The following is a 22,115-nucleotide window of genomic DNA, read 5'->3' on the forward strand; positions in this document are numbered from 1 at the left end:
CCATTGCCAAGCCTCAGTCAGCCATGCCGAGGCCGTTGAGCAGGCGCACAACCTCCTGCGGCGGCGATTCCTCGACATCGCCGGGAGCCGAACTGCCTAGCACGAACTGGCCGTAGCGAACGCGAATGAGGCGCGAGACTTGCAGCCCGAAATATTCGAGCACGCGGCGGACTTCGCGGTTCTTGCCCTCGGTCAGGGTCAGTTCGATCCACTGGTTGCGTCCGGTGCTGCGCTCCAGATTGGCGTCGATACGGCCATAGCGGACGCCCTCGATGGTGATGCCTTCGGCGAGATCCTCCAGCTGCTGCTGGGTGATCGGGCCAAAGGTGCGGGCGCGATAGGTGCGCTCGATGCCGGTGGCGGGTAGTTCGAGTTTGCGTTTGAGGGCTCCGTCATTGGTCAGCAGCAGCAGGCCCTCGGTATTGAGGTCAAGCCTGCCCACTGGCATCAGACGCGGCAAGCCTTCGGGCAGGACATCATAGATTGTCTTGCGGCCGGAAAAGTCCCGCTCGGCGGTCAGCGTGCCGTTGGGCTTGTGGAACAGGAAGAGTCGCGTCGCTTCGGTTGCGCCGACCGCTTTGCCGTCGACCGTGACGCCCTTGAGGTCTGCGAGCAGGGTCGCGGGCTTGGTAACCGGCTGACCATTGAGCGCAATGCGGCCCTCCTCGATCATCCGTTCAATGTCGCGGCGTGAGGCGACACCGGCGCGGGCGAGCAGCTTGGCGATGCGGTGCAAGCCGTCATCGCGTTCACTCTTCAGCCTGACGGGTGCGTTGGCGGGCGCTGATGAGCGGACAGCCGCAGGACGTGGCGAGCGGGCTGGCGCACCGGCAGGCCGGGACGGCCGTCCGACAGCTTCGCTGCCATCGGCGCGGATGCGGGGTGCCCCCTTGGCCGGAGCCTTGCGCGCAGGGGGCTGGATTTCGCCCTTTGGAGCATGACGCGCGGCGCCCCTGGTGGATACGCGAGCGCCTCGGCGGTCGGGTGCATCGCCGTCAACGGACCGATTGGTGCCCAGCCTGTCTTCCGTGCGGTCTTGAGCGCGAGAGCGGCCCGGATTGCGAGGGCTCGGCACAGCGCGTCCTCTGCCAGGTGCACCGGTTTTACCAGGGCCAGAGGGTCGACGGGGGCCGGTGGGGCGGGAAGGCAAGGCGGTTTTCCTGTCGTGTTGCGGTGGAGCAAGGCCACATATGGGTCAGTGGCATTGCTATGCAGCAACCGGCCGCTGTTGGCGAGCAGATTGGCGGTCATGATCCGCTGGAACTGCAAGCACAGCTGTCCCTCGGGGCGTCTCCGCACCTCTTGGCCGATAGAACATGCGAGGGGCTGGCCTTTTGGCGCAACCATGGTAGCACCATTGCCCGACAAGGGGGAAATCAGATGAGCCATAACGACCCGCAATCGCAGACCGCCGGTTGGCTGGATTCGATCAGGCCCTATACCGAGCGCGGGCCGATTGCGGCATTGTTACTTGGCATTTCTTCCGGCTTCCCCTTTGCAATGATCGCCGCGACCTTGACCACTAGGCTTGCACAGGATGGCTTCTCTAAATCCTCCGTGACGGCGTTCAGCCTCGCCTTCCTCGTGTATAATCTCAAGCCTTTCTGGGCCTGGGCCGTCGACGCGGTGCGCCTGCCATTCATTGGCCGGTTGGGGCAGCGGGTTTCGTGGATGCTGCTGGCGGCTGCTTTTGTGGTCTTTGCTGTCGTCAATCTTGGTCTGGTTGATCCCCGCGCGGTCGGCCAGTCTCCGGTGGGTCAGTTGATGGTGTGGTTTGGCCTCAATCAGACCGGTGAATTCGCCGCCCTTTTTGAAATGGCGGTTGGAGCGGTGCTGGTCGGCTTTGCCGGGGCGACATTCGATATCGTCATCGATGCCTATCGCATTGAAGTGCTGAGGCCGGACCAGCTGGGCGTTGGCGCGGGCATGAGCCAATATGGCTGGCGACTGGGCTCTGCCGGTGCTGGTGCACTGGCTCTGATCGTCGCGGCACGGGAAGGATGGAGCGCGGCCTATGCCATATGCGCATTGCTCGCACTGCCTGCCGTCATGGCGGTTCTGTGGCTGGGGGAACCCGAGCGTTATCGTGACGCAGTCAAGAAGGTCGGCGGTATCAGCATCATCCAGGGCATTGTCGGTCCCTTCGCCGAGTTTTTCAGCCGTCATGGCGCTTGGCTGGTGCTGTTGTTCATCCTGTTGCACAAGATTGGCGACACGCTGGCCAACCTGACACTGCGCCTGTTGCTTGAGGATCTGGGCTTCACCAATGACGAGATCGCCATTTACGATGTCGGCATCGGCTTTTGGGCGTTCCTGATCGGTATTTTTGCTGGCGGCATCCTTTACGCGCGGCTGGGTCTGAAGCGGTCAGTCATTCTCAGCCTGGTTCTGATGGCGGTGTCCAACCTCAGCTTTGCGCTGCTCGCGGCGGCCGGAAAGAGCAATCTCGGGCTGGCGGCTGCCATCACGTTCGAGAATGTCGCAAGCGGTATCGGCGGGGTCGTTCTGGTCGCCTATTTTTCGGCGCTGTGTGACCTGCGCTTCACGGCGGCCCATTACGCGCTGATCAGCTCTGCCACCAGCATCGTCGGACGGTTCCTGACCGGGACAACAGCTGGGGCGATGATGGAGCAGCTGGGCAATGTCCAATTCTATCTGTTGACGACGGCAGCGGCTTTGCCGGGCATCATGCTGTTCTGGATGATGATGCGCAGCGGGCTGGCTGATTCCTCGGTTGGGACAGCGGGACAGCGACAGAACGGTCCCGGCGAACCGGCGGGATAAGCTTGGCCAGCGCTAGACCGGAAATTCGCGGTTGAGCCGCAGCGCCTCGCCCGCCAGATACAGAGACCCGGCGATCAGTATTGGGGCGTCCGGGAAATGGGCCGCCATTGCCATGGCCTGTGTGAGGTTGCTGGCAGTGACTGACGTGATACCGTGCTGCTCAGCGAGCAACGCTAGATCAGCCGGGCCGTGATGATCGTGACCGGGAATGGGCACGGCGATGACGCCCTTTATTCGCGAGGCCAGAGTGGCGATAAGCCCGGCAGCATCCTTGTTGGCCAACATCCCGATGATCAAGATGTGTTGGGGCTCTGTGGCGAGCCAGCGGGCAAGTGCTTCAGCAGCCGAGATATTGTGTCCGCCATCGAGCCTGACGGTGCGTCCCGGTGCTCGATCGGTCAGCGGGCCGTCGGACAAGGTCTGAAGCCGCGCGGGCCAGAGCATTTTGGCGGGTGCGGCCTTGAGTGCGGCGGCTGAAACATCGACTATCTTCTGTGACAACAGCATGGCGATGGCGAGACCGGCATTCTGTGCCTGATGCAAGCCGGGCAGGGCTGGCAGATCCGCCTCCACGGTGCGGCCTTCGACCACGACTTTGAGCATGTCGGGCAGGGCGAGACAGCTCCAGTCACTCCCTTCTCGCAGAACATAGCTGCCCTGCGCCCGGGCGGTTTCGGCGACAGCCTCGCGAACCTCGAACGGGTAAGCGAGGGTAACAAGCGGGCGCCCGGGTCTGGCTATGGCGGCCTTTTCCCGGGCGATCCCTTCGATCGCGCTACCCAGAAAGGCCTCATGATCGATCCCCAGTTGGGCAACGCCGGAGGCTGCGGTGGAGCCAAGCACATTTGTCGCGTCAAGCCGGCCGCCAAGGCCGACCTCGATGATACAGGCGTCGGCGGGATGTTCGTGGAAGGCGAGGAAGGCGACGGCGGTCGTAACTTCGAAAAAGCTGGCGCCGATGCCTTCCGCCTGATCGAGAACGCGCGAAAGATAGGCGGCAAGCATCGCGTCGCTGATCAACTCCCCGGCAAGGCGGATGCGTTCGTTGAAGCGGACGAGATGGGGGCTGGTGTAGACATGCACCTTTTTGCCATCGCCTTCGAGTGCGGCACGCAGCACGGCACAGGTCGAACCTTTGCCGTTGGTGCCGGCAACATGGAACACTGGGGGCAGCGATAAATGTGGGTTGCTGAGCCGCTCGAGCAGCGCGGTGATGCGCTCCAGACCAAGCGTGTCTGCGCCGGGCGACAGCTTGGCCAGACGGTCAAGCTGGGCCTGGACGGCAGGGTCGTCCGAGCGGGCGTGGTCAGCCATGGGTCTGGTCCTTGATCCCCGGCGTCAGGCGGCCTTGGCGGGTGCGAGATAGGTCAGCAGCCGGGAAAGCGTGGCGCGCAAGTCCTTGCGTTCGACCACCATGTCCACCATGCCATGGTCGAGCAGATATTCAGCGCGCTGGAACCCTTCGGGCAGTTTTTCGCGGATCGTCTGTTCGATCACCCGTTGTCCGGCAAAGCCGATCAGCGCGCCGGGCTCGGCAATCTGCACATCACCCAGCATGGCATAGCTGGCCGTGACGCCGCCGGTGGTGGGATCGGTCAACACGACAATGTAGGGCAGCTTGGCGCGGCGCAGGCGCTGGATGGCAACAGTCGTGCGCGGCATCTGCATCAGGCTGAGGATACCCTCTTGCATGCGCGCACCGCCGGCAGCGGTGAAGGCGATGAAGGCGCACTTGCGGCGCAGCGCTTCCTCAGCCGCCGCGACAAAGGCTTCACCGACGGCAACGCCCATCGATCCGCCCATGAAAGCGAAATCCTGCACCGCGACGACTGCCTGACGGCCCTCTATCGTGCCATAGGCGGCCTGCATTGCGTCCGGGTCACCCGTCTGGGTTCGTGCCGCCTTCAACCGGTCGGCATACTTCTTGGAGTCACGGAACTTCAACGGGTCTTCGGGCACCTTGGGCATAGCGATGGCGGCCACGCTGCCGCTGTCGAACAGCTGCCCGAACCGGGCCTTGGCGCCGATGCGGTCATGATGCTCACAGCGCGGGCAAACGTGGAGATTTTCTTCCCATTCCTTGACGAACACCAGAGCCTGGCAGCTTTTGCACTTGTGCCACAGATTGTCGGCCGTCTCGCGCTTGGCGATGAACGGCATGGCGTTGCGGACACGGTTCAGCCAGCTCATGCGGCGATCTCCTTGCGGGCGGTGCGGACAGCCTCGGCGAGGCTGGCGACATAGGCTTGTACAGCGGCGGCGGCGTCAACGCCATGCTCGGCGATGATGTCGATGATGGCAGAGCCGACGACAACACCGTCCGCGACCCGGGCAATGGCGCCTGCCTGCTCAGGGGTGCGCACGCCAAAGCCGACCGCGACAGGAATGTCGCTCGCTGCCTTCAACCGGGCGACCGCATCCTCAATGCTGGCCTGCGCCGCCTGTTGCATCCCGGTGATGCCGGCGACCGAGACATAATAGAGGAAGCCCGACGAGCCATCGAGCACGGCGGGGAGTCGCGCGGCATCGGTGGTCGGGGTTGCAAGGCGGATCAGGCTGATACCGGCGGCGCGCAGCGCAGGGCCGAGTTCGGCGTCTTCCTCAGGCGGCACATCGACGCAGATGACGCCGTCGACACCTGCCTTGGTGCATTCAGTCGCGAACCACTCCGGGCCGCGAATGGTCATCGGGTTGGCATAGCCCATCAGCACCAACGGCACTTGCGGATGGCGTACACGGAAATCGGCAGCGAGGCGGAACACATCAGCCGTCTTGGTGCCGCCAGTCAGGCTTCGGATATTCGCAGCCTGAATGGCCGGGCCATCGGCCATCGGATCGGTGAACGGCATGCCGAGTTCGATAACATCCGCACCCCCCGCGACGAGCGCGTCGAGGATGGCGGGCGTCGCGGCGACGCTGGGGTCACCGGCGGTTACGAAACAGACCAGCGCGGGGTGTGACTTGGCGAAGGCTAAGGAGAGGCGGGTCACAGCTTCACCCCCAGATACTCCGCCACAGAGAAAATATCCTTGTCGCCGCGACCGCACAGGTTGGCGAGGATGATCTGGTCCTTGCCCATCGTCGGCGCGACCTTGGCGACGGCGGCGATGGCGTGGCTGGGCTCGAGCGCGGGGATGATGCCTTCGGTGCGGCACAGCAGCTGGAAGCCTTCAAGTGCCTCGCTGTCGGTCACGCTGGTGTAATCGACGCGGCCGATGTCGCGCAGCCAGGCATGTTCGGGGCCGATACCGGGATAATCCAGCCCAGCGCTGATCGAGTGACCCTCGGTGATCTGGCCGTCCTCATCCTGCAGCAGATAGGTTTTGTTGCCGTGGAGGATGCCGGGCGCGCCACCCGCAAGGGAGGCGGCATGTTCCTTGTCGAGGCCATGACCCGCCGCTTCAACGCCGAGCATCTTCACATCGGCATCATCAAGGAAGGGATGGAACAGGCCAATGGCGTTGCTGCCACCGCCGATCGCGGCCACCAGCAGGTCGGGCAGGCGACCGGTGCGTTCAAGCATCTGCGCACGGGCTTCCTTGCCTATCACGCTTTGGAAATCGCGGACCAGCTCGGGGTAGGGGTGTGGTCCGGCGGCGGTGCCGATGATGTAGAATGTGTCATGGACATTGGCGACCCAATAGCGCAGCGCCTCGTTCATCGCGTCCTTGAGCGTCGCGGCGCCGGCCGTCACCGGAATCACTTCAGCCCCGAGCAGCTTCATGCGGAAGACATTGGGAGCCTGACGCGCCACATCAGTCGCGCCCATGAAGATGGTGCAGGGCAGGCCAAAGCGCGCGCAAACGGTGGCGGTGGCCACCCCATGCTGGCCCGCGCCGGTCTCGGCGATGATCCGCGTCTTGCCCATGCGCATGGCGAGCAGGATCTGGCCGATGCAATTGTTGATCTTGTGCGCGCCAGTGTGATTCAACTCGTCACGCTTGAACCAGATTTGCGCGCCACCCAGCTCTTCGGTCAGGCGCGGGGCGAAGTACATCGGACTGGGGCGGCCGACATAATGCGCCATCAAATCGTCGAATTCGGCCCAGAAGGTCTGGTCGGCCTGGGCCGCGCGATAGGCGCGTTCGAGATCGAGGATCAGCGGCATTAGCGTTTCGGCGACATAACGCCCGCCGAACTGGCCGAAATGGCCACGGTCATCGGGCTGGGCGCGGAAACTATTGGGGGCGTTCTGGTTCATGATGAGGCCGCTTTAAGGAAGGCTGCGATCTTGTCCACATCCTTGATGCCGGGAGAGGATTCAACGCCAGACGAAACATCGACGAGGGTTGCGCCGGTAGTGCCGATGGCTTCGGCGACATTGGCGGGATCGAGACCGCCCGACAGCGCCCAGGGCAGGGCATGGCGATGCCCCTGGAGCAACATCCAATCGAAACGCAGGCCATTGCCGCCGGGCAGATCGGAGCCCGCTGGCGGCTTGGCATCATAGAGCAGCCGGTCGGCCACACCGCGCCATTGGGCGGTCGCGTTGAGGTCAGCACTGGTGCGGACGGGCACGGCCTTCCACAATTCGAGGCCGGTCAGCGCCTTGATCGCGGACAATTGTGCTGGCGCTTCGTCGCCATGCAGCTGCAGGATATCTGCGCCGGCCTCGTCGGCGAGACGCGCGGCATCGGCGGGATGCGGATTGACCAGCAACAGCACACGCCGGACATGTGCCGGGCATCGCCCGCCCAGCGCGCGTGCCAATCCAGTGTCGATGTGGCGCGGGCTTTTGGCGAAATGGACAAAGCCGATATGGCTCGCACCATGCGCCAACGCGGCGGCGAGCGTTTCGGGCGTCGAGATGCCGCAGATTTTGGTTTGGACCCGTTTCATTGATCTATCCATAAACCGTTCGCACTGACCCTGTCGAAGGGTTCAGGAACGACGGGGAATCAGGATATCAGAGCGTTGCCTCAATCGCCCGCACCGCTGCCACCGGGTCTTCGGCCTGGCTGATCGGGCGACCGATGACGAGGATCGAGGCTCCATCGTTGATCGCTTGCGCTGGGGTGACAATGCGCTTTTGGTCGGCGACCTTGCCGCCTGCGGGACGCACGCCGGGTACGACAAAGAAGCCGTTGCGCCATGCCTGATGCGCGGCCTTTACTTCATGGCCGGAGCAGACGATGCCGTCGAGACCCGCTTCGTGGGAAAGACTGGAGAGCCGGGAAACCTGAGCTGCTGGATCATCATTGATGCCGATGATGGCGAGGTCATCGGTATCGAGGCTGGTGAGAACGGTGACGCCGACCACCTTGGTATGATCACTCGCCGCCGCCTTGGCATCCTCAAGCATCGCCCGGCCGCCCGAGGCGTGGACCGTCAGGATGGCAGGTTCGAGCGGGCGCAGCGCCTGCACCGCCTTTGCGACGGTGTTGGGAATATCGTGCAGCTTGAGGTCGAGGAACAGCGGCAGGCCAATGCGCGCCATTTCATGCACGCCGTGATGACCATTGGCGCAGAAGAACTCGAGGCCGAGCTTTAGCCCGCCGATGTGGGACTTAACCTTGGTGGCGAGCGCTTTGGCAGCGTCGAGGTCGGTCGTGTCGATGGCGAGATAGATGCGGCTGGTCATGACGTGGTGCCGTCCGTCGACAGTGTTGAGGGGGTGGCCGATGCGGGCGACGCGGGCGCAACAACTGTGGTCGGACGCAACTGGGCGATCACCTGTTCCTGCTGGTTGATCTTGCGGCTGAGGCGCCAGCGGTTCCCGAGATTGAGCAGGAACGGCGGCAGGAAGCCAAGCAGGAAGACAAGGATGATCAGGATCGACAGCGGCAATTCAGCCACTGAACCGGGCCATACCGAAACGGTTACCGGCTGGGCATTGGCCACCGCAAACACGGTAATAATGACCGCAACGATGACCCAGATGAGCGTCCTGATGGCCTGCATGTTCGTGTCTCCAATCTGTCCCTTGACGCAACCCTAGCGGATTGGTGCAAGGGTTAGAAGGGGCGGGTTATTCCCCGAACACACGGGCAAAGATCGTGTCGACCTGGGCGGTATGATAGTCGAGGTTGAACAGCCTATCGATATGGTCTGGCGTGAGCGCGGCAGTGACTTCGGCGTCATCCTTGAGCAGCTTTGCCAGCGACAAGGCGCCGTCGGATTCCCACACTTTCATCGCGTTGCGCTGGACGAGGCGATAGCTGTCCTCGCGGCTCACACCGGCCTGGGTGAGGGCGAGGAGGACGCGCTGCGAGTGGACGAGGCCACCCATGCGGTCGAGATTCTTCTGCATCCGCTCGGGGTAGATCAACAGCTTGTCGATCACGCCGGTCAGGCGGCCAAGGGCAAAGTCGAGCGTGATGGTGGCATCGGGGCCGATGTAGCGCTCGACCGAGGAGTGAGAAATGTCCCGTTCATGCCAAAGGGCGACATTTTCCATCGCCGGCATCGCATAGCCGCGCACCATGCGGGCGAGACCGGTGAGATTTTCGGTCAACACCGGGTTGCGCTTGTGCGGCATCGCCGACGAGCCCTTTTGCCCCGGCGAGAAATATTCCTCTGCCTCAAGCACTTCGGTGCGTTGCAGGTGGCGCACTTCGGTGGCGAGCCGTTCAATAGAGGAGGCGATGACACCGAGTGTCGCAAAGAACATGGCATGGCGGTCACGCGGGATGACCTGGGTCGAGATGGGTTCGACGGTTAGGCCGAGTTTGGCCGCGACATGCTCTTCGACGGCAGGGTTGATGTTGGCAAAAGTGCCGACCGCGCCCGAAATTGCGCAGGTGGCAATGTCCGCCCGCGCGGCGATCAGGCGCTCACGATTGCGGATGAATTCCGCATACGCTTGTGCCAGCTTGAGGCCGAAGGTGGTCGGTTCGGCGTGGATGCCATGGCTGCGGCCGATGGTGGCGGTATATTTATGCTCCATCGCCCGGCGCTTGATCGCGTCGAGCAGCGCGTCGAGATCGGCGATGAGGATGTCGGCGGCGCGGCTCAACTGGACTGCAAGGCAGGTGTCGAGCACATCGCTGGATGTCATGCCCTGATGCATGAAGCGGGCTTCGTCCCCGACCTGCTCGGCGACCCAGGTGAGGAACGCGATCACGTCATGCTTTGTCACGGCTTCGATGGCGTCGATGGCAGCGACGTCAATCGACGGGTTGGTCGCCCACCAGTCCCACAGCGCCTTGGCGGCGGAAGCGGGGACGACGCCGAGGTCAGCCAGCGCCTCGGTGGCGTGCGCCTCAATCTCGAACCAGATGCGGAACCGCGCCTCCGGTTCCCAGATGGCGGTCATGTCGGGACGGGAATAGCGGGGTACCATGGTGCACCTATGTCGGGATCGGGAAAGGAGTCGGCTGGCCCCTAGCAGCGACGGCCCTGTGCGGCAAACCGATGATTGCGCGAAGCGGGGCGATTCAGACAGGCCAGACAAAGTCGATGCGGGTGCGGCCAGTCTCCGCGCCCTTTGCGTCGAAACGGCGTTCTTCAATCCATCCCCGCCCGGCGGCATTGATGGCGACGATGGTCGAGCACCGTGTGCCATAGTGCGGGCTGTTGACGAAGATGGCCGGAAAGGCGGGTCCTCCCTCAGGATGCGGGCCGTCGGGCGGCACTTCATCGCGGAGTGCGGCGAACAGTTGGGCCGGTTCGCCGCTGGCCCCCGCGAGAAAGTTGCGCAACGCTCTGTCGAGCCTCGCTGTCTTGGGCCAGGGATCGTCGACCGGGCCATTGGAAAGCCCATGAATGCCGGGTTCGAGACTTCGCTTCAGCGGAGCAGGTTCATTGCCCAGCAAAAGCGCCTGGTCTGAGCCGTCGATCATGATGCTGTTAAACGGGTTGAGCCGCTCGATTGCGGCTGGTTCGATCCCGGCCAACCAGTCAGTTACCAGTCGGCCACGTGATTCGCGCGCTGGCCGCAGACCTTCGACCTTGTGATTGGTGACAAAGGCAAAACGCCCCTTTTCAGTCACACCGAGCCATGTTCCGCCGGCGGTCAGATCCTGTCCGGCGATAATTTCCTCCGTTTCGGTCCATCGGGACAGGGGTTTGCTTGGCCGGTCATGAAACTCGTCACGATTGGCGGCGACGAGCAGGAGCCAGCGGGGATCGGCACGCCAAGCCACCACTCCGACACACATTGATCAGATCAATCCCTGAGAGCGCAGGCTGACATGGCCGTTGCGACCGATGATGACATGGTCGTGCAGGCTGATGCCAAGGCGTTTGCAGGCATCCGCAATGTCGCGGGTGATGGCGATGTCCTGTTTGCTGGGCGTCGGATCACCGCTGGGATGATTGTGGACAAGGATGATCGCGGCCGAGCCAAGGTCGAGCGCGCGGCGTACCACTTCGCGAACATAGATGGCGGATTGGTCGATCGAGCCTTCGCTGACAATTTCGTCGCGCAGCAATTGATTGCGACTGTCAAGGTGGAGGACATGGACACATTCGTTGAGCCGATGGGCCATGTCGGCCCGCAAATAATCCAGAAGTCCCTGCCAGTTGCCGAGCACCGGCCTGGCCTTCACCTCACCATGCAGCACGCGGAGCAGTGTGGCCTGAACAATGCGGATGGCGGCTGCAGAGGTGTCTCCCATACCGGGCACGCGCTTGAGCGATTCGGCGTCGGCGGCGAACAATGGCCCGATGCCGCCAAATTCGCGCAAGAGCGCCTTGGCTAGCGGTTTTGTATCCCGGCGCGGTATCGCCAGAGTCAAAAGATATTCGACAAGTTCATGATCTGCCATGGAATCCCGGCCGGCGGTCAATAGACGGTCGCGCAGGCGGGCGCGGTGACCGCTTTTGTCGTCCGGAGTGACAGCGCCCTTTTGTTCAGCGGCGGTTTCAGCAGCATCAGCCATAGGCGCAATCTAGCAGGTCCGGGCGCGGATGCACCCGGAACAATAACCTTCACGGGGGTTTCCGTGGTATCGATGTCACGCCTGCTCGCCCGGCCGGACGTCAGATGCTCGACAGTGACCGGTCGGGACGGCTATCAGTGGTGGTAATACGGTGGAGATGGGAAAAAATATGGCGCCACCGATGCCTGCAAGTCAGAATGCCCGATGGAAGGTCAAGGGTCGGCGGTCATGCGTCGCAGCCTGACCTGGACGATTGCCCTGACGGGAGCTGTCGGCATTGCCGGTGGTATTGGCTGGCTGTACCGCACGCCGTTGGTTACCGGCTATGTGGATCGCAACCTTGCGGCACGGGGGGTAGAGGCCAGTTATCGGATAGACCAGATCGGCTTTCGAACCCAAAAGCTGAGTAATGTGGTGATCGGCGATCCCAGCAATCCAGATCTGATCGCGCGCGAGATGACCGTCGAGATCGAGCTTGGGTTCTATGGTCCAAAGGTTGCACGGGTCGAAGCGAGCGGGGTGCGCCTGAGAGGGCGGTGGACCGGAGAGCGGATGACATTCGGCCAGCTCGACCGGCTGAAGCCGGTGGATGATGGCAGTGCATTTGAATTGCCCGACATGGCTGTGGCCGTTCGGGATGTGGGTGTGCGGCTGGAAACACCCTGGGGTGTTGCTGGTCTGGGTGTCGCCGGCAACGGCCATTTGCGCGATGGCTTTACCGGCCTTGTCGCGGTTCGGGCGCCCCTCATGGAACAGGGGGGCTGTATAGCTGAACGTCTGTCTGGCGAATTGGCGGTTGCGGTCGATGACAGGGTGCCGTCGGTCCGGGGACCAATCGGACTGGGCCGGCTCAACTGTTCCTCGGCCAGGATGGGCCTGTCCGATGTGAAGCTCGGCCTGCGGGCGTCCGCGCGCGAAGATATGACCGTTTGGCAAGCGCAAGCGGGCATCAGGACAGGCGCCATGACAGCGCAGGGTCTACGCAGCACGAGCATAACCGGCAGTTTGAATGCCGGCAGTGACAAGGCGGGCCGCATGAGCGCGCAATGGTCTTTGTCCGGCGCCAACGCAGCCGGTCCCTGGCTGGAGGCCCAATCCTTGATGTTTAGCGGGGAAGGGGCTCTGGCAAGCGACGGGGCGATGGTCTCCACCGGCAACTTTGGGATAAAGGCGGGACGAGCCGGCCGTCTTGCGTTGCGACAGATTGCCGGGCTTGAACAACAAGGTGACTCTACGCCGATCGGGCCGTTGCTGGCCAAGGCTGGTCTGGCGATTTCGCAAGCAGGACGGCAATTTGAGGTTGATGGCCAATATGAGCTGAGCCGCGATGCTACTGGCGTGCTGCGCGCCAGCCTTGGCGATCTGGCGGCGAGGGCAAATTCAGGTGCCGCGCTTACCCTGGATGGCGAGCGGGCTATTGGCTGGGACAGCAAGACTGGCTTGTCGTTGGCAACGATTGCCCGGGTCGGTGGCGGCGGGTTGCCCGAGGGAGAAGTGCGACTGACGCGATCGGGAGGCCTGTCGCCCTTGACCGGACTGGCCCGTTTCGAACCCTATCAGGCTGGGTCTGCTGTCCTGGCGATGGCTCCCTTGCGCTTCTCTGCCGCAGCTGATGGAAGCGCGCGCTTTGCCACAGGCGTTGCGCTGAGCGGGCCGTTGGCGGGGGGGCAGGTCGATCGGTTGTCACTGCCGATTGCCGGCCGGATCGCGCCCGACGGTGAAGTGAGTGTTTCAGGCGAATGTCGTCAACTCGCCTGGCGTGGACTCGATACAGGCGGCGTGCGATTGAACGGCGCAGCTGTTCGTCTGTGTGGGCAGGGTGGTCGGCCACTGCTGGTTATTGGACCCGGCGGTGTGCGGGGTGGCGCGAGCCTGCCAGCCTTTGCCCTGTCTGGATGGGCGGGGACCAGCCCGTTCAGCCTGATGAGCGATGGTGGCAGCGTTGCGCTGGACGGTGGCGGTTTCGACTTGCGCAACGTCGATGTCCGCATTGGCTCGGGCGAGTCGCTGACGCGATTTGCGGCTGCGCGTCTGGATGGTGCGGTCGGCGCTGCCGGGCTTGCGGGCACAGTGGCTGGTGTGGAAGCCCGAATCGGGGCCGTGCCGTTTTTGCTGTCAGACGGAAGCGGACTTTGGCGCTTTGCAGGCAGTCGTCTGTCTGTCGATGCCGGCCTAAGGGTTACAGATGCCGCAAGTGATGCCCGCTTCCGCCCGTTGCGTGCAGAGGGTGTGCGCCTGTTGTTCAGCGACGGAGTGATCGAAACAGCAGGATGGCTGCATGAAGAAGACAGTGGCACGCCGGTCGCGGAACTGACCATCCGGCACATGTTGGCCAATGGTCATGGAGAGGCGCGATTTGCTGTGCCGAGTCTTCGGTTTGCGCGCGACGGGCTGCAACCGCGTGATCTCTCCCCGCTGGCGTTGGGCGTCATTGCCGATGCCCAAGGGGTGGTGACCGGCAGTGGTCAGTTGGCATGGGACAGCGAGGGCATAAGGTCGAGCGGTGACTTTGCCACCGAGCGGCTTGATTTCGCCGCTGCATTCGGCCCCGTGGAACGCCTGTCGGGCAGATTGCGGTTCGATGACCTGCTGACCCTTTCGACGCCACCCCATCAGGAAGTGCTGATCGGTTCGGTCAATCCGGGGATAGAGGTCAATGATGGCCGACTGCTTTATCAACTGCGGCCTGGCCAGAAGGTCCGGATAGAAGGCGGCCGCTGGCCCTTTGCTGGCGGAGAGTTGCGTTTGCAGCCGGCTTGGCTTGATTTCGGCGCCGAGGTGCCCCGGCAGTTGACCTTTGATGTCGCCAGCGTTGATGCCGCGCTTTTCCTGCAGCGGTTCGAATTTGAGAACATCAGCGCCACTGGCGTGTTTGACGGTGTCTTGCCGACCGTGTTTGACCAGAATGGCGGCAGGGTTGACGGCGGCATGCTGGTGTCGCGCAGTGGCGGATCGCTTGCTTATGTTGGCGAACTCAGCATCCGGGACCTTGGCGCCTATGGCAATCTGGCTTTTGGGGCGCTCAAATCTATCCGCTATGACAGTCTTTCCGTCCGTCTGAATGGAGCGATTGATGGCGAAATGTTGACCCAGGTGGACTTTACCGGCCTTTCGCAAGGCGAAGGAGCCATGCGCAATTTTCTGACCCGCGCCGTCGAAAGTCTGCCCTTCACCTTCAGCATCCGAATCACCGCGCCTTTCCGCCAGCTACTCAGCTCGGCCCAGGGCCTCTATGATCCGACAACATTGATCGAACAAAATCTTCCAGCGCTCGTCGAAGCAGACCGGGCCGCTCGCGCTGCGGCGGCGCGAAGCAATGGCGACACGCCTGCCGCACCAACGTCACCACCACAATATCCAGGGGAAGCGCGGCCAGCGGTCGTTCAGCCCCGCGAAAGCGAGGATCGTCCATGAACAGCATCAGGAAGCAGACTGCCGGTGGATCAGGGACCGGATGGCGGACGAAAAGCTGGCGCATCGCCATATTGGCGGGCGTTCTGGCGGGATCGACCGGATGCGTTCAGGTGACCGCACCTGACAAGCCGATCGAAATCGTCCTGACCATCAACATCAGGCAGGAAGTGGTGTACCGGCTCGATTCCGACGCAAAGGCGTTGATCGAGCAGAATGCGGAGATATTCTGATGAACAAGTGGGTGCGCAATGGATCCGGACTGGCAGTGGCAGCGGCCTTGCTTGCCGGTATTTCGCTTTCCACCCCCGCCGTGGCCCAGCGTGATCCGGCCTATCAGGCTGCACGCAGCGAAGGCCTGATTGGCGAACAGCCTGACGGCTATCTGGGCATCGTCGGTACGCCTACGCCGCAATTGGAGCGGGTGGTGAACGATATCAACCTGCGACGGCGGGCCCACTACACCCAGGAAGCGGCACGCTTGCAAGCAACTGTTGAGCAGTTCGCCTTCACCACCGCCTGCAATCTCATCCAGAATCTGGATGCCGGCCTCAGATATCGTGCGCCGAACGGGACCTGGATGACGCGCGATGCCACTCCGCCCGTCCGTGATTCGCGCTGCATCTGACCTTGTGTCGCCAATGTTGGGCAGCTGGTGGCGCGCCGTCACGCAACGGCTGCATTTCGCTGTTGCAGCGCAACAGTTGACTTGATCACAGGGCATTCCTAAAGGGACCGCGCCTTGCCGGTCGGGGCGCTCAATTTGTCTGTATCCTGTGCGTGGGCTTCGTGCCGGTTTTCCGGTAAGTCACCCGCCAAGATCAAGGGACAGACACAATGAGTGAATCGGACGGAAAGGACGAGTTCAGGCCAGTCGATCAGGATCGGCGCCTGTCCAGCATCGATGAGAGGCTGGAGAGGCTGGAGGCCAGTGAAGCGAAGCGCACGGGCAGGGACCGGCCAGGAGCCGATCCCAATGCCCGTCTTGCCAATCGCGTGCTGGCGGATTTGATCGGCGGGATTGCCGGCGGCGCCCTGATGGGCTGGCTGGCGGATCGCCTGTTCGGTACCTGGCCCTGGGGCTTCATGATCCTCCTGTTTCTGGGGATCGTGGTCGCTTTCAGGAATATATTCCGGATTGCCAATGGCGCTGCTGTCGCAGCAAGAGCCGATGGCGACGAACGATAGAGACGGGGTAGGCAAGTGGCTGAAGCGGGCAAGATCGATCCGATGCACCAGTTTGAGGTGCAGAAGATCGCCCATCTGTTCGACATCAATGGTCATGAAGTCTGGTTGACCAACAGCGCCGTCTGGATGCTGCTGACCGGCGTGGTCCTCTGGCTGTTCATGCTGGGTGGCATGAAGCGCGAGCTGGTGCCTGGTCGCTGGCAGGCCGCAGTTGAAGGCTTCACCGGTTTCATTTCCAGCATGATGACGACCAACATCGGTCAGGAAGGGCGGAAATATACGCCATTCGTCTTCTCGCTGTTCATGTTCATCCTGTTCGCCAACGTTCTCGGCCTCTTGCCGCTCGGGGTGCTGGGTCTCCATCCCTTCACCGTCACAAGCCATCTCGCTGTGACTGGCCTGCTGGCCGTCGTCAGCTTTGCGATCGTTCTGGTCGTGGGTTTTTGGCGGCACAAGCTGCACTTCTTCAGCCTGTTCGTGCCGCATGGCACGCCGCTGCCGATGATTCCCTTTATCTTCGTGGTCGAGTTGCTGTCGTTCCTCGTGCGCCCTTTCAGCCTTGGTTTGCGTCTGTTCGTTGCGATGACCGCCGGCCATATCCTGCTCAAAGTGCTGGCTGGCTTTGTAATCAACGCGACCAACGCTGGCGCCGTCACCGGCCTGACCGTTGGCCTTGCCAGCTTTACCCTGATGACCGGCATTTCGGCGCTCGAAATCCTCGTTGCCGGCATTCAGGCCTATGTGTTCGCTCTGTTGACCTCGCTCTATTTGAACGACGCGGTCAACCTGCACTGAGTTTCCTCAACCGTTTCAACCAGTTCCACTAAGGAGTTTAAGTCATGGATGCAGAAGCAGCAAAGCTGATCGGTGCCGGCCTGGCCGCCATTGGTGCCGGCGTCGCCGCGCTTGGCGTGGGTAACGTCTTCGGCTCGTTCCTCGAAAGCGCCCTGCGCAACCCGGCTGCCGCTGACGGCCAGCAGGGTCGCCTGTTCATCGGCTTCGCCGCTGCCGAACTTCTCGGCCTGCTGGCGTTCGTCGTTGCGATGATCCTTCTCTTCGTCGTCTGAACCGGATCGTATCCGGGCGGGTGATCCTGTGTGATGCCTGCCCGGACGTTCCTGTCCCTGCCCATCGTCGGAGTCTGCCCGAGCCATGCCACAGATTGGCCAGCTAACCGGTAACAACTGGTACCTGATTTCCCAGATTTTCTGGCTGGTGCTGGTCTTTGGGACCATTTTCTTTGTTATTGGCCGGGGCATGTTGCCCAAGGTTGAGGCGACGGTGGATGTTCGCGATCGAAAGATTGCTGACGATCTGGCCGCTGCCAAGGCAGCGCGTGATGCTGCGGATAGCATCGAGGCCGATTGGCAGGCCAAATCCAACGCCGCCCGTGCCGACGCCCAGGGCGTCATCGCAAAGGCGAAGGACAAGGCCGCCAAGGATGCTGAAAAGCGTCTGGCCAAGGCCAATGCCGAGATTGAGGCCAAACTCGCGGCTGCCGAAGCCGAAATTTCTGCCGCCCGTTCATCGGCTCTCGCCGAAGTAGAGGCGGTTGCCGGCGAAGCGGCACAGGAACTGGTGGCCCGTCTGACGGGTGCCAAGGTCACTGCTGCGGCTGCCGCAAAGGCTGTGAAGGCTCAAATCAATGTCTGACCTGCTGATGCTCGTTGCTGCCGAGGCGGCGCATGGTGCCGGTGCCGAACATGCAGAACCGGCCATCGCCGGTGTGCTGAATGCCACCGTTATCGTTTCCATTTCCATGCTGGTGCTGGTTGGCATCATGCTTTGGAAAAAGGTCCCGGCGCTGATTGGGTCTATGCTCGACGGCAAGATTGCCGCGATCCGGGCCCAGCTCGACGAAGCCTCGGATCTTCGCAAGGAAGCGGAAGCCTTGCGTGCTGAATATCAGGGCAAGCTGGCCGCGCTGGACGGTGAAGCTGCCGCAATCCGCGAACGCGCCGAGCAGGAAGCCTCGCTCGTTGTTGCCAAGGCCAAGGAAGATGCGGCCGCGCTGGTTGCCCGCCGTCAGCGCATGGCAGAAGACCGCATCGCTGCCGCCGAGCGCAGCGCTATCGCCGAAGTGCGTGACACCGCAACCCGCGCTGCAGTCGCGGCTGCCCAGCAACTGATTGTCGACGGTCACAATGCCGCTGCTGACAAGCCGCTGGTCGAAAAGGCCATCGCCGACATTGAAAAGATCTGATCGGGCCTTTCCTCCCTATCGGATGACAGCAGGGGCTGGGCAGATTGCCCGGCCCTTTCTACATGGTAGCCATGTCCTCCGAACCCGGTTCCCCCGATCGATTCAACGAAGAGCGAGCGACCTATACGGTGCGCGGCAGCACCGAGCACGGTGCGCGTCCCGATTTCGAGGCAGGGGTCTCGGTCATCAAACAGGTGCTCAAAAGCCTGAAGCCGGTTCCTGGTGTATATCGCATGCTCGATGCGCGAGGCGACGTACTCTATTGTGGGAAGGCGCGGGCGCTAAGGAACCGGGTCACCGCCTACACACAGATCAACCGCCTGCCGCAGCGGCTGCAGCGCATGGTGGCACAAACGCGCAGCATGGAAATCGTCACCACGAACAGCGAGGCCGAGGCGCTGTTGCTCGAGGCGCAACTGATCAAGCGGTATCGCCCGGCCTACAATGTCCTGCTGCGGGACGACAAAAGCTTCCCCTACATCCTGCTCCGCGAGGATCATGCCTTTCCGCGCATCCAGAAGCATCGCGGCGCCCGCAAGGCCAAGGGGCAATATTTCGGCCCCTTCGCCAGCGCCGGTTCGGTCAACCGCACGCTCAACGCGCTGCAAAAGCTGTTCCTGCTAAGGAGCTGTACCGATAGCTTTTTCGCGAACCGCGACCGGCCCTGCCTGCTCTATCAAATCAAGCGGTGCAGCGCGCCCTGCGTCGACCGCATCGCGCCATCCGACTATGCCGAGTTGGTCGAGGACACCAAGGCGTTCCTCGCCGGTCGTTCGACCCAGACGCAGGCGAAACTGGGCGCTGCGATGGCCGAGGCGGCGGAGCGCATGGATTATGAGCTGGCAGCCATCTACCGCGACCGGCTCAAGGCGCTGACCTTTATCCAAGGCAGTCAGGCCATCAACGCCGAGGGGCTGGGCGATGTCGATGTCTTCGCTTTGGCCGCGAAGGGCGGGCAGGTCGGCATCGACGCCTTCTTCATCCGCGGCGGGCAGAATTGGGGCCACCGCAGCTTCTTCCCCGGTCACACCGCCGATGTGCCGGTCGAGGAGGTCCTGACCAGTTTCCTCATGCAATTTTACGAGGGGACGACCCCGCCAAAGCTGATCCTCACCGACCGCGAGCCGGCGGAGTGCGACGTGCTGGCCGAGGCCCTCTCCGAGCTGGCCGAGCGCAAGGTGGTCATCAGTGTGCCCCAGCGCGGCGACCGGATGCGCCTGATGGAACAAGCTGTGCGCAATGCGGCGGAGTCGCTCGACCGGCGACTGGCCGAGAACCGGACGCAGGGCAAATTGCTCGAAGATCTTGCCGACCTGTTCGAACTTGACGGCCCGCCGCAGCGTATCGAGGTCTATGACAACAGCCATATCCAGGGCACCAACATGGTCGGCGCGATGATAGTCGCCGGGCCGGAGGGCTTCATCAAAGGGGCCTATCGCAAATGGAACATCAAGCGGCCCGAGACCGCGCCCGGCGATGACTTTGCCATGATGCGTGAAGTCTTTTCGCGCCGCTTTGCCCGCGCCCAGAGCGAAGACCCCGACCGGGATTCGGGCGAATGGCCCGATCTGGTGCTGATCGACGGGGGCAGGGGACAGCTCAATGCCGCCCTCGAATCGCTCGAGGAACTGGGCATCGAGGATGTCGCGCTGGCTGGTGTCGCCAAGGGCCCCGATCGCAATGCCGGCCGCGAAACCTTTTATCTGCCCGATGGCCGTGAATTCACCCTGCCGCTCAATCACCCCGCGCTGTTCCACATCCAGCGCCTGCGCGACGAGGCGCACCGCTTCGCCATCGGCGCACACCGGCAAAAGCGCGCCAAGGCGCTGACCAGCTCACCGCTCGACGAGGTCCCCGGTATCGGTCCGGCGCGCAAAAAGGCGCTGCTGATGCACTTCGGCACCGCCCGCGCCATCCGCAATGCCAGTCTCGAGGATCTGCAACGCGCACCCGGCGTATCAGCTGCCGTCGCGCAGGCGGTCTATGATTTCTACCATGTGTGACCACAGGCTGATCCCATGCAGCTGACCACCACTGCCATCGTCTGCGCGGTTCGCCAGCATGGAGAGCATGGTGTGATTGCCCGGCTGATGACCGCTGAGGCCGGGCTGCTGGCCGGCTATGTGCGCGGCGGGCGGTCAACGCGGATGCGACCTATCCTCATCCCCGGCAATGTCGTCGCGGCGGAATTTCGCGCCCGCAGCGAGGATCAGCTGGCGTCGCTGACGGTCGAGCTGGCGCACAGCCGCGCGGGGCTGCTGGGCGAACCGCTGGCTGCGGCTGCGGTCGACTGGGTGACGGCGCTGACCGCGACGGCGTTGCCCGAAGGGCAGCCTTATCCCGCCACACATAGTGCGCTCGACGGGTTGCTTTCGGCGATTGAGCTGGGAGGGGTGGCCCGCGCCTGGGCTGTCGCCATCGTCCGCTATGAAACACTGTTGCTGGCCCAGCTTGGCTATGGCGATGAACTGGAGCCCACCAGCGACCTGTTCCGCGCCTTGCGGCGCAATCGTGACGCCCTGACCGATCATGTCGTGCAGGGGCCTCGCGCGGCTGGGCTGTTGGCTGTGCGCGAACGTCTGATCGAAAGATTGCATCGCGCCATTGCCTGAAACGCGGCTTTGCCCTAGGCGCGCGGCATGAAAATCGCTGTCTTTGCCGGGGACGGAATCGGTCCCGAAGTCACCGCTGAGGCGGTACGTGTTCTCCATGCGCTGGACCTGCCGGGCCTTGAACTGATCGACGGGTTGGTCGGTGCAGCTGCCTGGCGCGCTACCGGTCATCCGCTGCCATCCGAGACCATCGCCATTGCCAAGGCATCAGACGCCATTTTGTTTGGCGCGGTGGGCGATTTTGACTGCGACCATCTCGAACGGCACCTGCGACCCGAACAGGCGATTCTGGGCTTGCGCCGCGAACTCGGCCTGTTCGCCAACTTGCGCCCGGCCAAAACCATCCCGGCGCTGGTCGGCCATTCGGCACTGCGTCCCGAGATCGCCTCGTCCATTGACCTGCTGATTGTCCGCGAGCTCAACGGAGACGTCTATTTCGGCGAGAAGGGCATGCGCACCACTCCTGCCGGCCTGCGTCAGGGCTATGACGTGATGGCCTATGACGAGAGCGAGGTCCGCCGCATCGCCCATGTCGCCTTCCGCGCAGCTCGCGCGCGGGGCGGCCGCCTCTGTTCCGTTGACAAGGCCAATGTGCTGGAGACCTCCCAGCTGTGGCGTGATGTGATGATCGAGGTGTCGGCCGACTATCCCGACATCGCCCTTGAGCATATGTATGTCGACAATGCCGCGATGCAGCTGGTCAAGGACCCCGGCAAGTTTGATGTGGTCGTCACGGGCAACCTGTTTGGCGACATCCTCTCGGATCAGGCGAGCATGTGCGTCGGCTCCATCGGCCTGCTCGCTTCGGCCTCGCTCGATGCCAATGACAAGGGTCTCTATGAGCCGATCCACGGCAGCGCCCCTGACATTGCCGGCAAGGGGATAGCCAATCCGCTGGCGACCATCCTCTCCGCCGCGATGATGCTGCGCTACTCGCTCGGACAGGCGGCGGCGGCGGACAGGATCGAGGCTGCAGTCGATGCCGCGCTCGCTTCGGGCCTTCGCAGTGGTGACCTCGGCGGCAGCGCCACGACCCGCCAGATGGGCGATGCGGTTCTGGAGGCGCTGGCGGCGCAATGAGACGCCAACAGTGAG

General features: G+C 63.0%; 23 protein-coding genes. 12 read left to right on the top strand and 11 right to left on the bottom strand.

From position 1 onward, the window contains the following. Positions 1–13 precede the first annotated feature (13 nt). A complete protein-coding gene (locus GV829_RS10620; protein ID WP_246202840.1) occupies positions 14–1,075 on the bottom strand; it encodes a pseudouridine synthase in 1,062 nt (353 codons plus the stop codon). Between the two features lie 305 nt (positions 1,076–1,380). Between GV829_RS10620 and GV829_RS10625 the strand changes: the two genes are divergently transcribed. Beyond that, complete coding sequence (locus GV829_RS10625; protein ID WP_169946502.1) at positions 1,381–2,784, top strand: MFS transporter; 1,404 nt, start codon at positions 1,381–1,383, stop codon at positions 2,782–2,784. Between the two features lie 12 nt (positions 2,785–2,796). Here GV829_RS10625 and GV829_RS10630 read toward each other — a convergent pair whose 3' ends face one another. The 10 genes from GV829_RS10630 to radC all read right to left on the bottom strand — a co-directional run bounded on the left by GV829_RS10630 (position 2,797) and on the right by radC (position 11,606). After that, entirely contained in the window at positions 2,797–4,098 is a 1,302-nt protein-coding gene (locus GV829_RS10630) for a bifunctional folylpolyglutamate synthase/dihydrofolate synthase (RefSeq protein WP_169946505.1), read from the bottom strand. Positions 4,099–4,122: 24 nt separating this feature from the next. Continuing rightward, positions 4,123–4,974 carry an acetyl-CoA carboxylase, carboxyltransferase subunit beta gene (accD, locus tag GV829_RS10635; protein WP_169946507.1) on the bottom strand — a complete coding sequence of 284 codons (852 nt, stop codon included), beginning with the start codon at positions 4,972–4,974 and terminating at the stop codon, positions 4,123–4,125. Further along, positions 4,971–5,774 carry a tryptophan synthase subunit alpha gene (trpA, locus tag GV829_RS10640; RefSeq protein ID WP_169946509.1) on the bottom strand — a complete coding sequence of 268 codons (804 nt, stop codon included), beginning with the start codon at positions 5,772–5,774 and terminating at the stop codon, positions 4,971–4,973. The genes accD and trpA overlap by 4 nt, the downstream gene beginning before the upstream one ends. Next, the gene (gene trpB, locus GV829_RS10645; protein WP_169946511.1) at positions 5,771–6,985 is read right to left on the bottom strand and encodes a tryptophan synthase subunit beta; all 1,215 of its coding nucleotides are present in this window, start codon (positions 6,983–6,985) and stop codon (positions 5,771–5,773) included. Before trpB ends, trpA begins: the two co-directional genes overlap by 4 nt. Beyond that, positions 6,982–7,623, bottom strand: a complete 642-nt coding sequence (locus GV829_RS10650; protein WP_169946513.1) for a phosphoribosylanthranilate isomerase — start codon at positions 7,621–7,623, stop codon at positions 6,982–6,984. Before GV829_RS10650 ends, trpB begins: the two co-directional genes overlap by 4 nt. 67 nt (positions 7,624–7,690) lie before the next feature. Continuing rightward, positions 7,691–8,365 carry an orotidine-5'-phosphate decarboxylase gene (gene pyrF, locus GV829_RS10655; RefSeq protein WP_169946515.1) on the bottom strand — a complete coding sequence of 225 codons (675 nt, stop codon included), beginning with the start codon at positions 8,363–8,365 and terminating at the stop codon, positions 7,691–7,693. Next, positions 8,362–8,685 carry a lipopolysaccharide assembly protein LapA domain-containing protein gene (locus GV829_RS10660; protein ID WP_169946517.1) on the bottom strand — a complete coding sequence of 108 codons (324 nt, stop codon included), beginning with the start codon at positions 8,683–8,685 and terminating at the stop codon, positions 8,362–8,364. The genes pyrF and GV829_RS10660 overlap by 4 nt, the downstream gene beginning before the upstream one ends. A 67-nt stretch (positions 8,686–8,752) precedes the next feature. Beyond that, on the bottom strand, positions 8,753–10,066 hold the full coding sequence (gene purB / locus GV829_RS10665) for an adenylosuccinate lyase (RefSeq protein WP_169946519.1): 1,314 nt from the start codon (positions 10,064–10,066) through the stop codon (positions 8,753–8,755). 94 nt (positions 10,067–10,160) lie between these two features. Then, the gene (locus tag GV829_RS10670; protein ID WP_169946521.1) at positions 10,161–10,883 is read right to left on the bottom strand and encodes an NRDE family protein; all 723 of its coding nucleotides are present in this window, start codon (positions 10,881–10,883) and stop codon (positions 10,161–10,163) included. Positions 10,884–10,886: 3 nt separating this feature from the next. Beyond that, the gene (gene radC / locus GV829_RS10675; RefSeq protein ID WP_169946523.1) at positions 10,887–11,606 is read right to left on the bottom strand and encodes a RadC family protein; all 720 of its coding nucleotides are present in this window, start codon (positions 11,604–11,606) and stop codon (positions 10,887–10,889) included. 228 nt (positions 11,607–11,834) lie between these two features. On the opposite strand from radC, the gene GV829_RS10680 reads away from it, so the two are divergent. The 11 genes from GV829_RS10680 to leuB all read left to right on the top strand — a co-directional run bounded on the left by GV829_RS10680 (position 11,835) and on the right by leuB (position 22,100). Then, a complete protein-coding gene (locus GV829_RS10680) occupies positions 11,835–15,020 on the top strand; it encodes an intermembrane phospholipid transport YdbH family protein (RefSeq protein ID WP_169946525.1) in 3,186 nt (1,061 codons plus the stop codon). Continuing rightward, positions 15,017–15,250 (top strand): YnbE family lipoprotein, encoded by a 234-nt coding sequence (locus GV829_RS10685; protein ID WP_169946527.1) that lies wholly within the window; start codon positions 15,017–15,019, stop codon positions 15,248–15,250. Before GV829_RS10680 ends, GV829_RS10685 begins: the two co-directional genes overlap by 4 nt. Further along, the gene (locus tag GV829_RS10690) at positions 15,250–15,645 is read left to right on the top strand and encodes a YdbL family probable chaperone protein (RefSeq protein WP_169946529.1); all 396 of its coding nucleotides are present in this window, start codon (positions 15,250–15,252) and stop codon (positions 15,643–15,645) included. The genes GV829_RS10685 and GV829_RS10690 overlap by 1 nt, the downstream gene beginning before the upstream one ends. A gap of 209 nt (positions 15,646–15,854) precedes the next feature. Further along, complete coding sequence (locus GV829_RS10695) at positions 15,855–16,205, top strand: AtpZ/AtpI family protein (RefSeq protein ID WP_169946531.1); 351 nt, start codon at positions 15,855–15,857, stop codon at positions 16,203–16,205. A gap of 42 nt (positions 16,206–16,247) precedes the next feature. Continuing rightward, on the top strand, positions 16,248–17,000 hold the full coding sequence (locus GV829_RS10700) for a F0F1 ATP synthase subunit A (protein ID WP_169948247.1): 753 nt from the start codon (positions 16,248–16,250) through the stop codon (positions 16,998–17,000). Between the two features lie 44 nt (positions 17,001–17,044). Continuing rightward, a complete protein-coding gene (locus tag GV829_RS10705; RefSeq protein ID WP_169946533.1) occupies positions 17,045–17,272 on the top strand; it encodes a F0F1 ATP synthase subunit C in 228 nt (75 codons plus the stop codon). An 85-nt stretch (positions 17,273–17,357) separates the two neighbouring features. Further along, a complete protein-coding gene (locus tag GV829_RS10710; RefSeq protein ID WP_169946535.1) occupies positions 17,358–17,858 on the top strand; it encodes a F0F1 ATP synthase subunit B family protein in 501 nt (166 codons plus the stop codon). Beyond that, complete coding sequence (locus GV829_RS10715; protein WP_169946537.1) at positions 17,851–18,408, top strand: F0F1 ATP synthase subunit B family protein; 558 nt, start codon at positions 17,851–17,853, stop codon at positions 18,406–18,408. The genes GV829_RS10710 and GV829_RS10715 overlap by 8 nt, the downstream gene beginning before the upstream one ends. A gap of 71 nt (positions 18,409–18,479) precedes the next feature. Then, on the top strand, positions 18,480–20,411 hold the full coding sequence (gene uvrC, locus GV829_RS10720) for an excinuclease ABC subunit UvrC (RefSeq protein ID WP_169948250.1): 1,932 nt from the start codon (positions 18,480–18,482) through the stop codon (positions 20,409–20,411). Positions 20,412–20,426: 15 nt separating this feature from the next. After that, on the top strand, positions 20,427–21,020 hold the full coding sequence (gene recO / locus GV829_RS10725; protein ID WP_169946539.1) for a DNA repair protein RecO: 594 nt from the start codon (positions 20,427–20,429) through the stop codon (positions 21,018–21,020). Between the two features lie 27 nt (positions 21,021–21,047). Then, positions 21,048–22,100, top strand: coding sequence for a 3-isopropylmalate dehydrogenase (leuB, locus tag GV829_RS10730; protein ID WP_169946540.1), 1,053 nt, complete (start codon positions 21,048–21,050; stop codon positions 22,098–22,100). Positions 22,101–22,115 lie beyond the last annotated feature (15 nt).

It is taken from the genome of Sphingomonas lacunae (assembly GCF_012979535.1).
Classification (GTDB): domain Bacteria; phylum Pseudomonadota; class Alphaproteobacteria; order Sphingomonadales; family Sphingomonadaceae; genus Sphingopyxis; species Sphingopyxis lacunae.

Coding starts and splice junctions, on each gene's coding strand:
- GV829_RS10625 (WP_169946502.1), top strand. CDS start 1,381: ATGAGCCATAACGACCCGCAATCGCAGACCGCCGGTTGGCTGGATTCG.
- GV829_RS10630 (WP_169946505.1), bottom strand. CDS start 4,098: ATGGCTGACCACGCCCGCTCGGACGACCCTGCCGTCCAGGCCCAGCTT.
- accD (WP_169946507.1), bottom strand. CDS start 4,974: ATGAGCTGGCTGAACCGTGTCCGCAACGCCATGCCGTTCATCGCCAAG.
- trpB (WP_169946511.1), bottom strand. CDS start 6,985: ATGAACCAGAACGCCCCCAATAGTTTCCGCGCCCAGCCCGATGACCGT.
- GV829_RS10650 (WP_169946513.1), bottom strand. CDS start 7,623: ATGAAACGGGTCCAAACCAAAATCTGCGGCATCTCGACGCCCGAAACG.
- pyrF (WP_169946515.1), bottom strand. CDS start 8,365: ATGACCAGCCGCATCTATCTCGCCATCGACACGACCGACCTCGACGCT.
- GV829_RS10660 (WP_169946517.1), bottom strand. CDS start 8,685: ATGCAGGCCATCAGGACGCTCATCTGGGTCATCGTTGCGGTCATTATT.
- purB (WP_169946519.1), bottom strand. CDS start 10,066: ATGGTACCCCGCTATTCCCGTCCCGACATGACCGCCATCTGGGAACCG.
- GV829_RS10670 (WP_169946521.1), bottom strand. CDS start 10,883: ATGTGTGTCGGAGTGGTGGCTTGGCGTGCCGATCCCCGCTGGCTCCTG.
- radC (WP_169946523.1), bottom strand. CDS start 11,606: ATGGCTGATGCTGCTGAAACCGCCGCTGAACAAAAGGGCGCTGTCACT.
- GV829_RS10680 (WP_169946525.1), top strand. CDS start 11,835: ATGCGTCGCAGCCTGACCTGGACGATTGCCCTGACGGGAGCTGTCGGC.
- GV829_RS10685 (WP_169946527.1), top strand. CDS start 15,017: ATGAACAGCATCAGGAAGCAGACTGCCGGTGGATCAGGGACCGGATGG.
- GV829_RS10690 (WP_169946529.1), top strand. CDS start 15,250: ATGAACAAGTGGGTGCGCAATGGATCCGGACTGGCAGTGGCAGCGGCC.
- GV829_RS10695 (WP_169946531.1), top strand. CDS start 15,855: ATGAGTGAATCGGACGGAAAGGACGAGTTCAGGCCAGTCGATCAGGAT.
- GV829_RS10700 (WP_169948247.1), top strand. CDS start 16,248: ATGCACCAGTTTGAGGTGCAGAAGATCGCCCATCTGTTCGACATCAAT.
- GV829_RS10705 (WP_169946533.1), top strand. CDS start 17,045: ATGGATGCAGAAGCAGCAAAGCTGATCGGTGCCGGCCTGGCCGCCATT.
- GV829_RS10710 (WP_169946535.1), top strand. CDS start 17,358: ATGCCACAGATTGGCCAGCTAACCGGTAACAACTGGTACCTGATTTCC.
- GV829_RS10715 (WP_169946537.1), top strand. CDS start 17,851: ATGTCTGACCTGCTGATGCTCGTTGCTGCCGAGGCGGCGCATGGTGCC.
- uvrC (WP_169948250.1), top strand. CDS start 18,480: ATGTCCTCCGAACCCGGTTCCCCCGATCGATTCAACGAAGAGCGAGCG.
- recO (WP_169946539.1), top strand. CDS start 20,427: ATGCAGCTGACCACCACTGCCATCGTCTGCGCGGTTCGCCAGCATGGA.
- leuB (WP_169946540.1), top strand. CDS start 21,048: ATGAAAATCGCTGTCTTTGCCGGGGACGGAATCGGTCCCGAAGTCACC.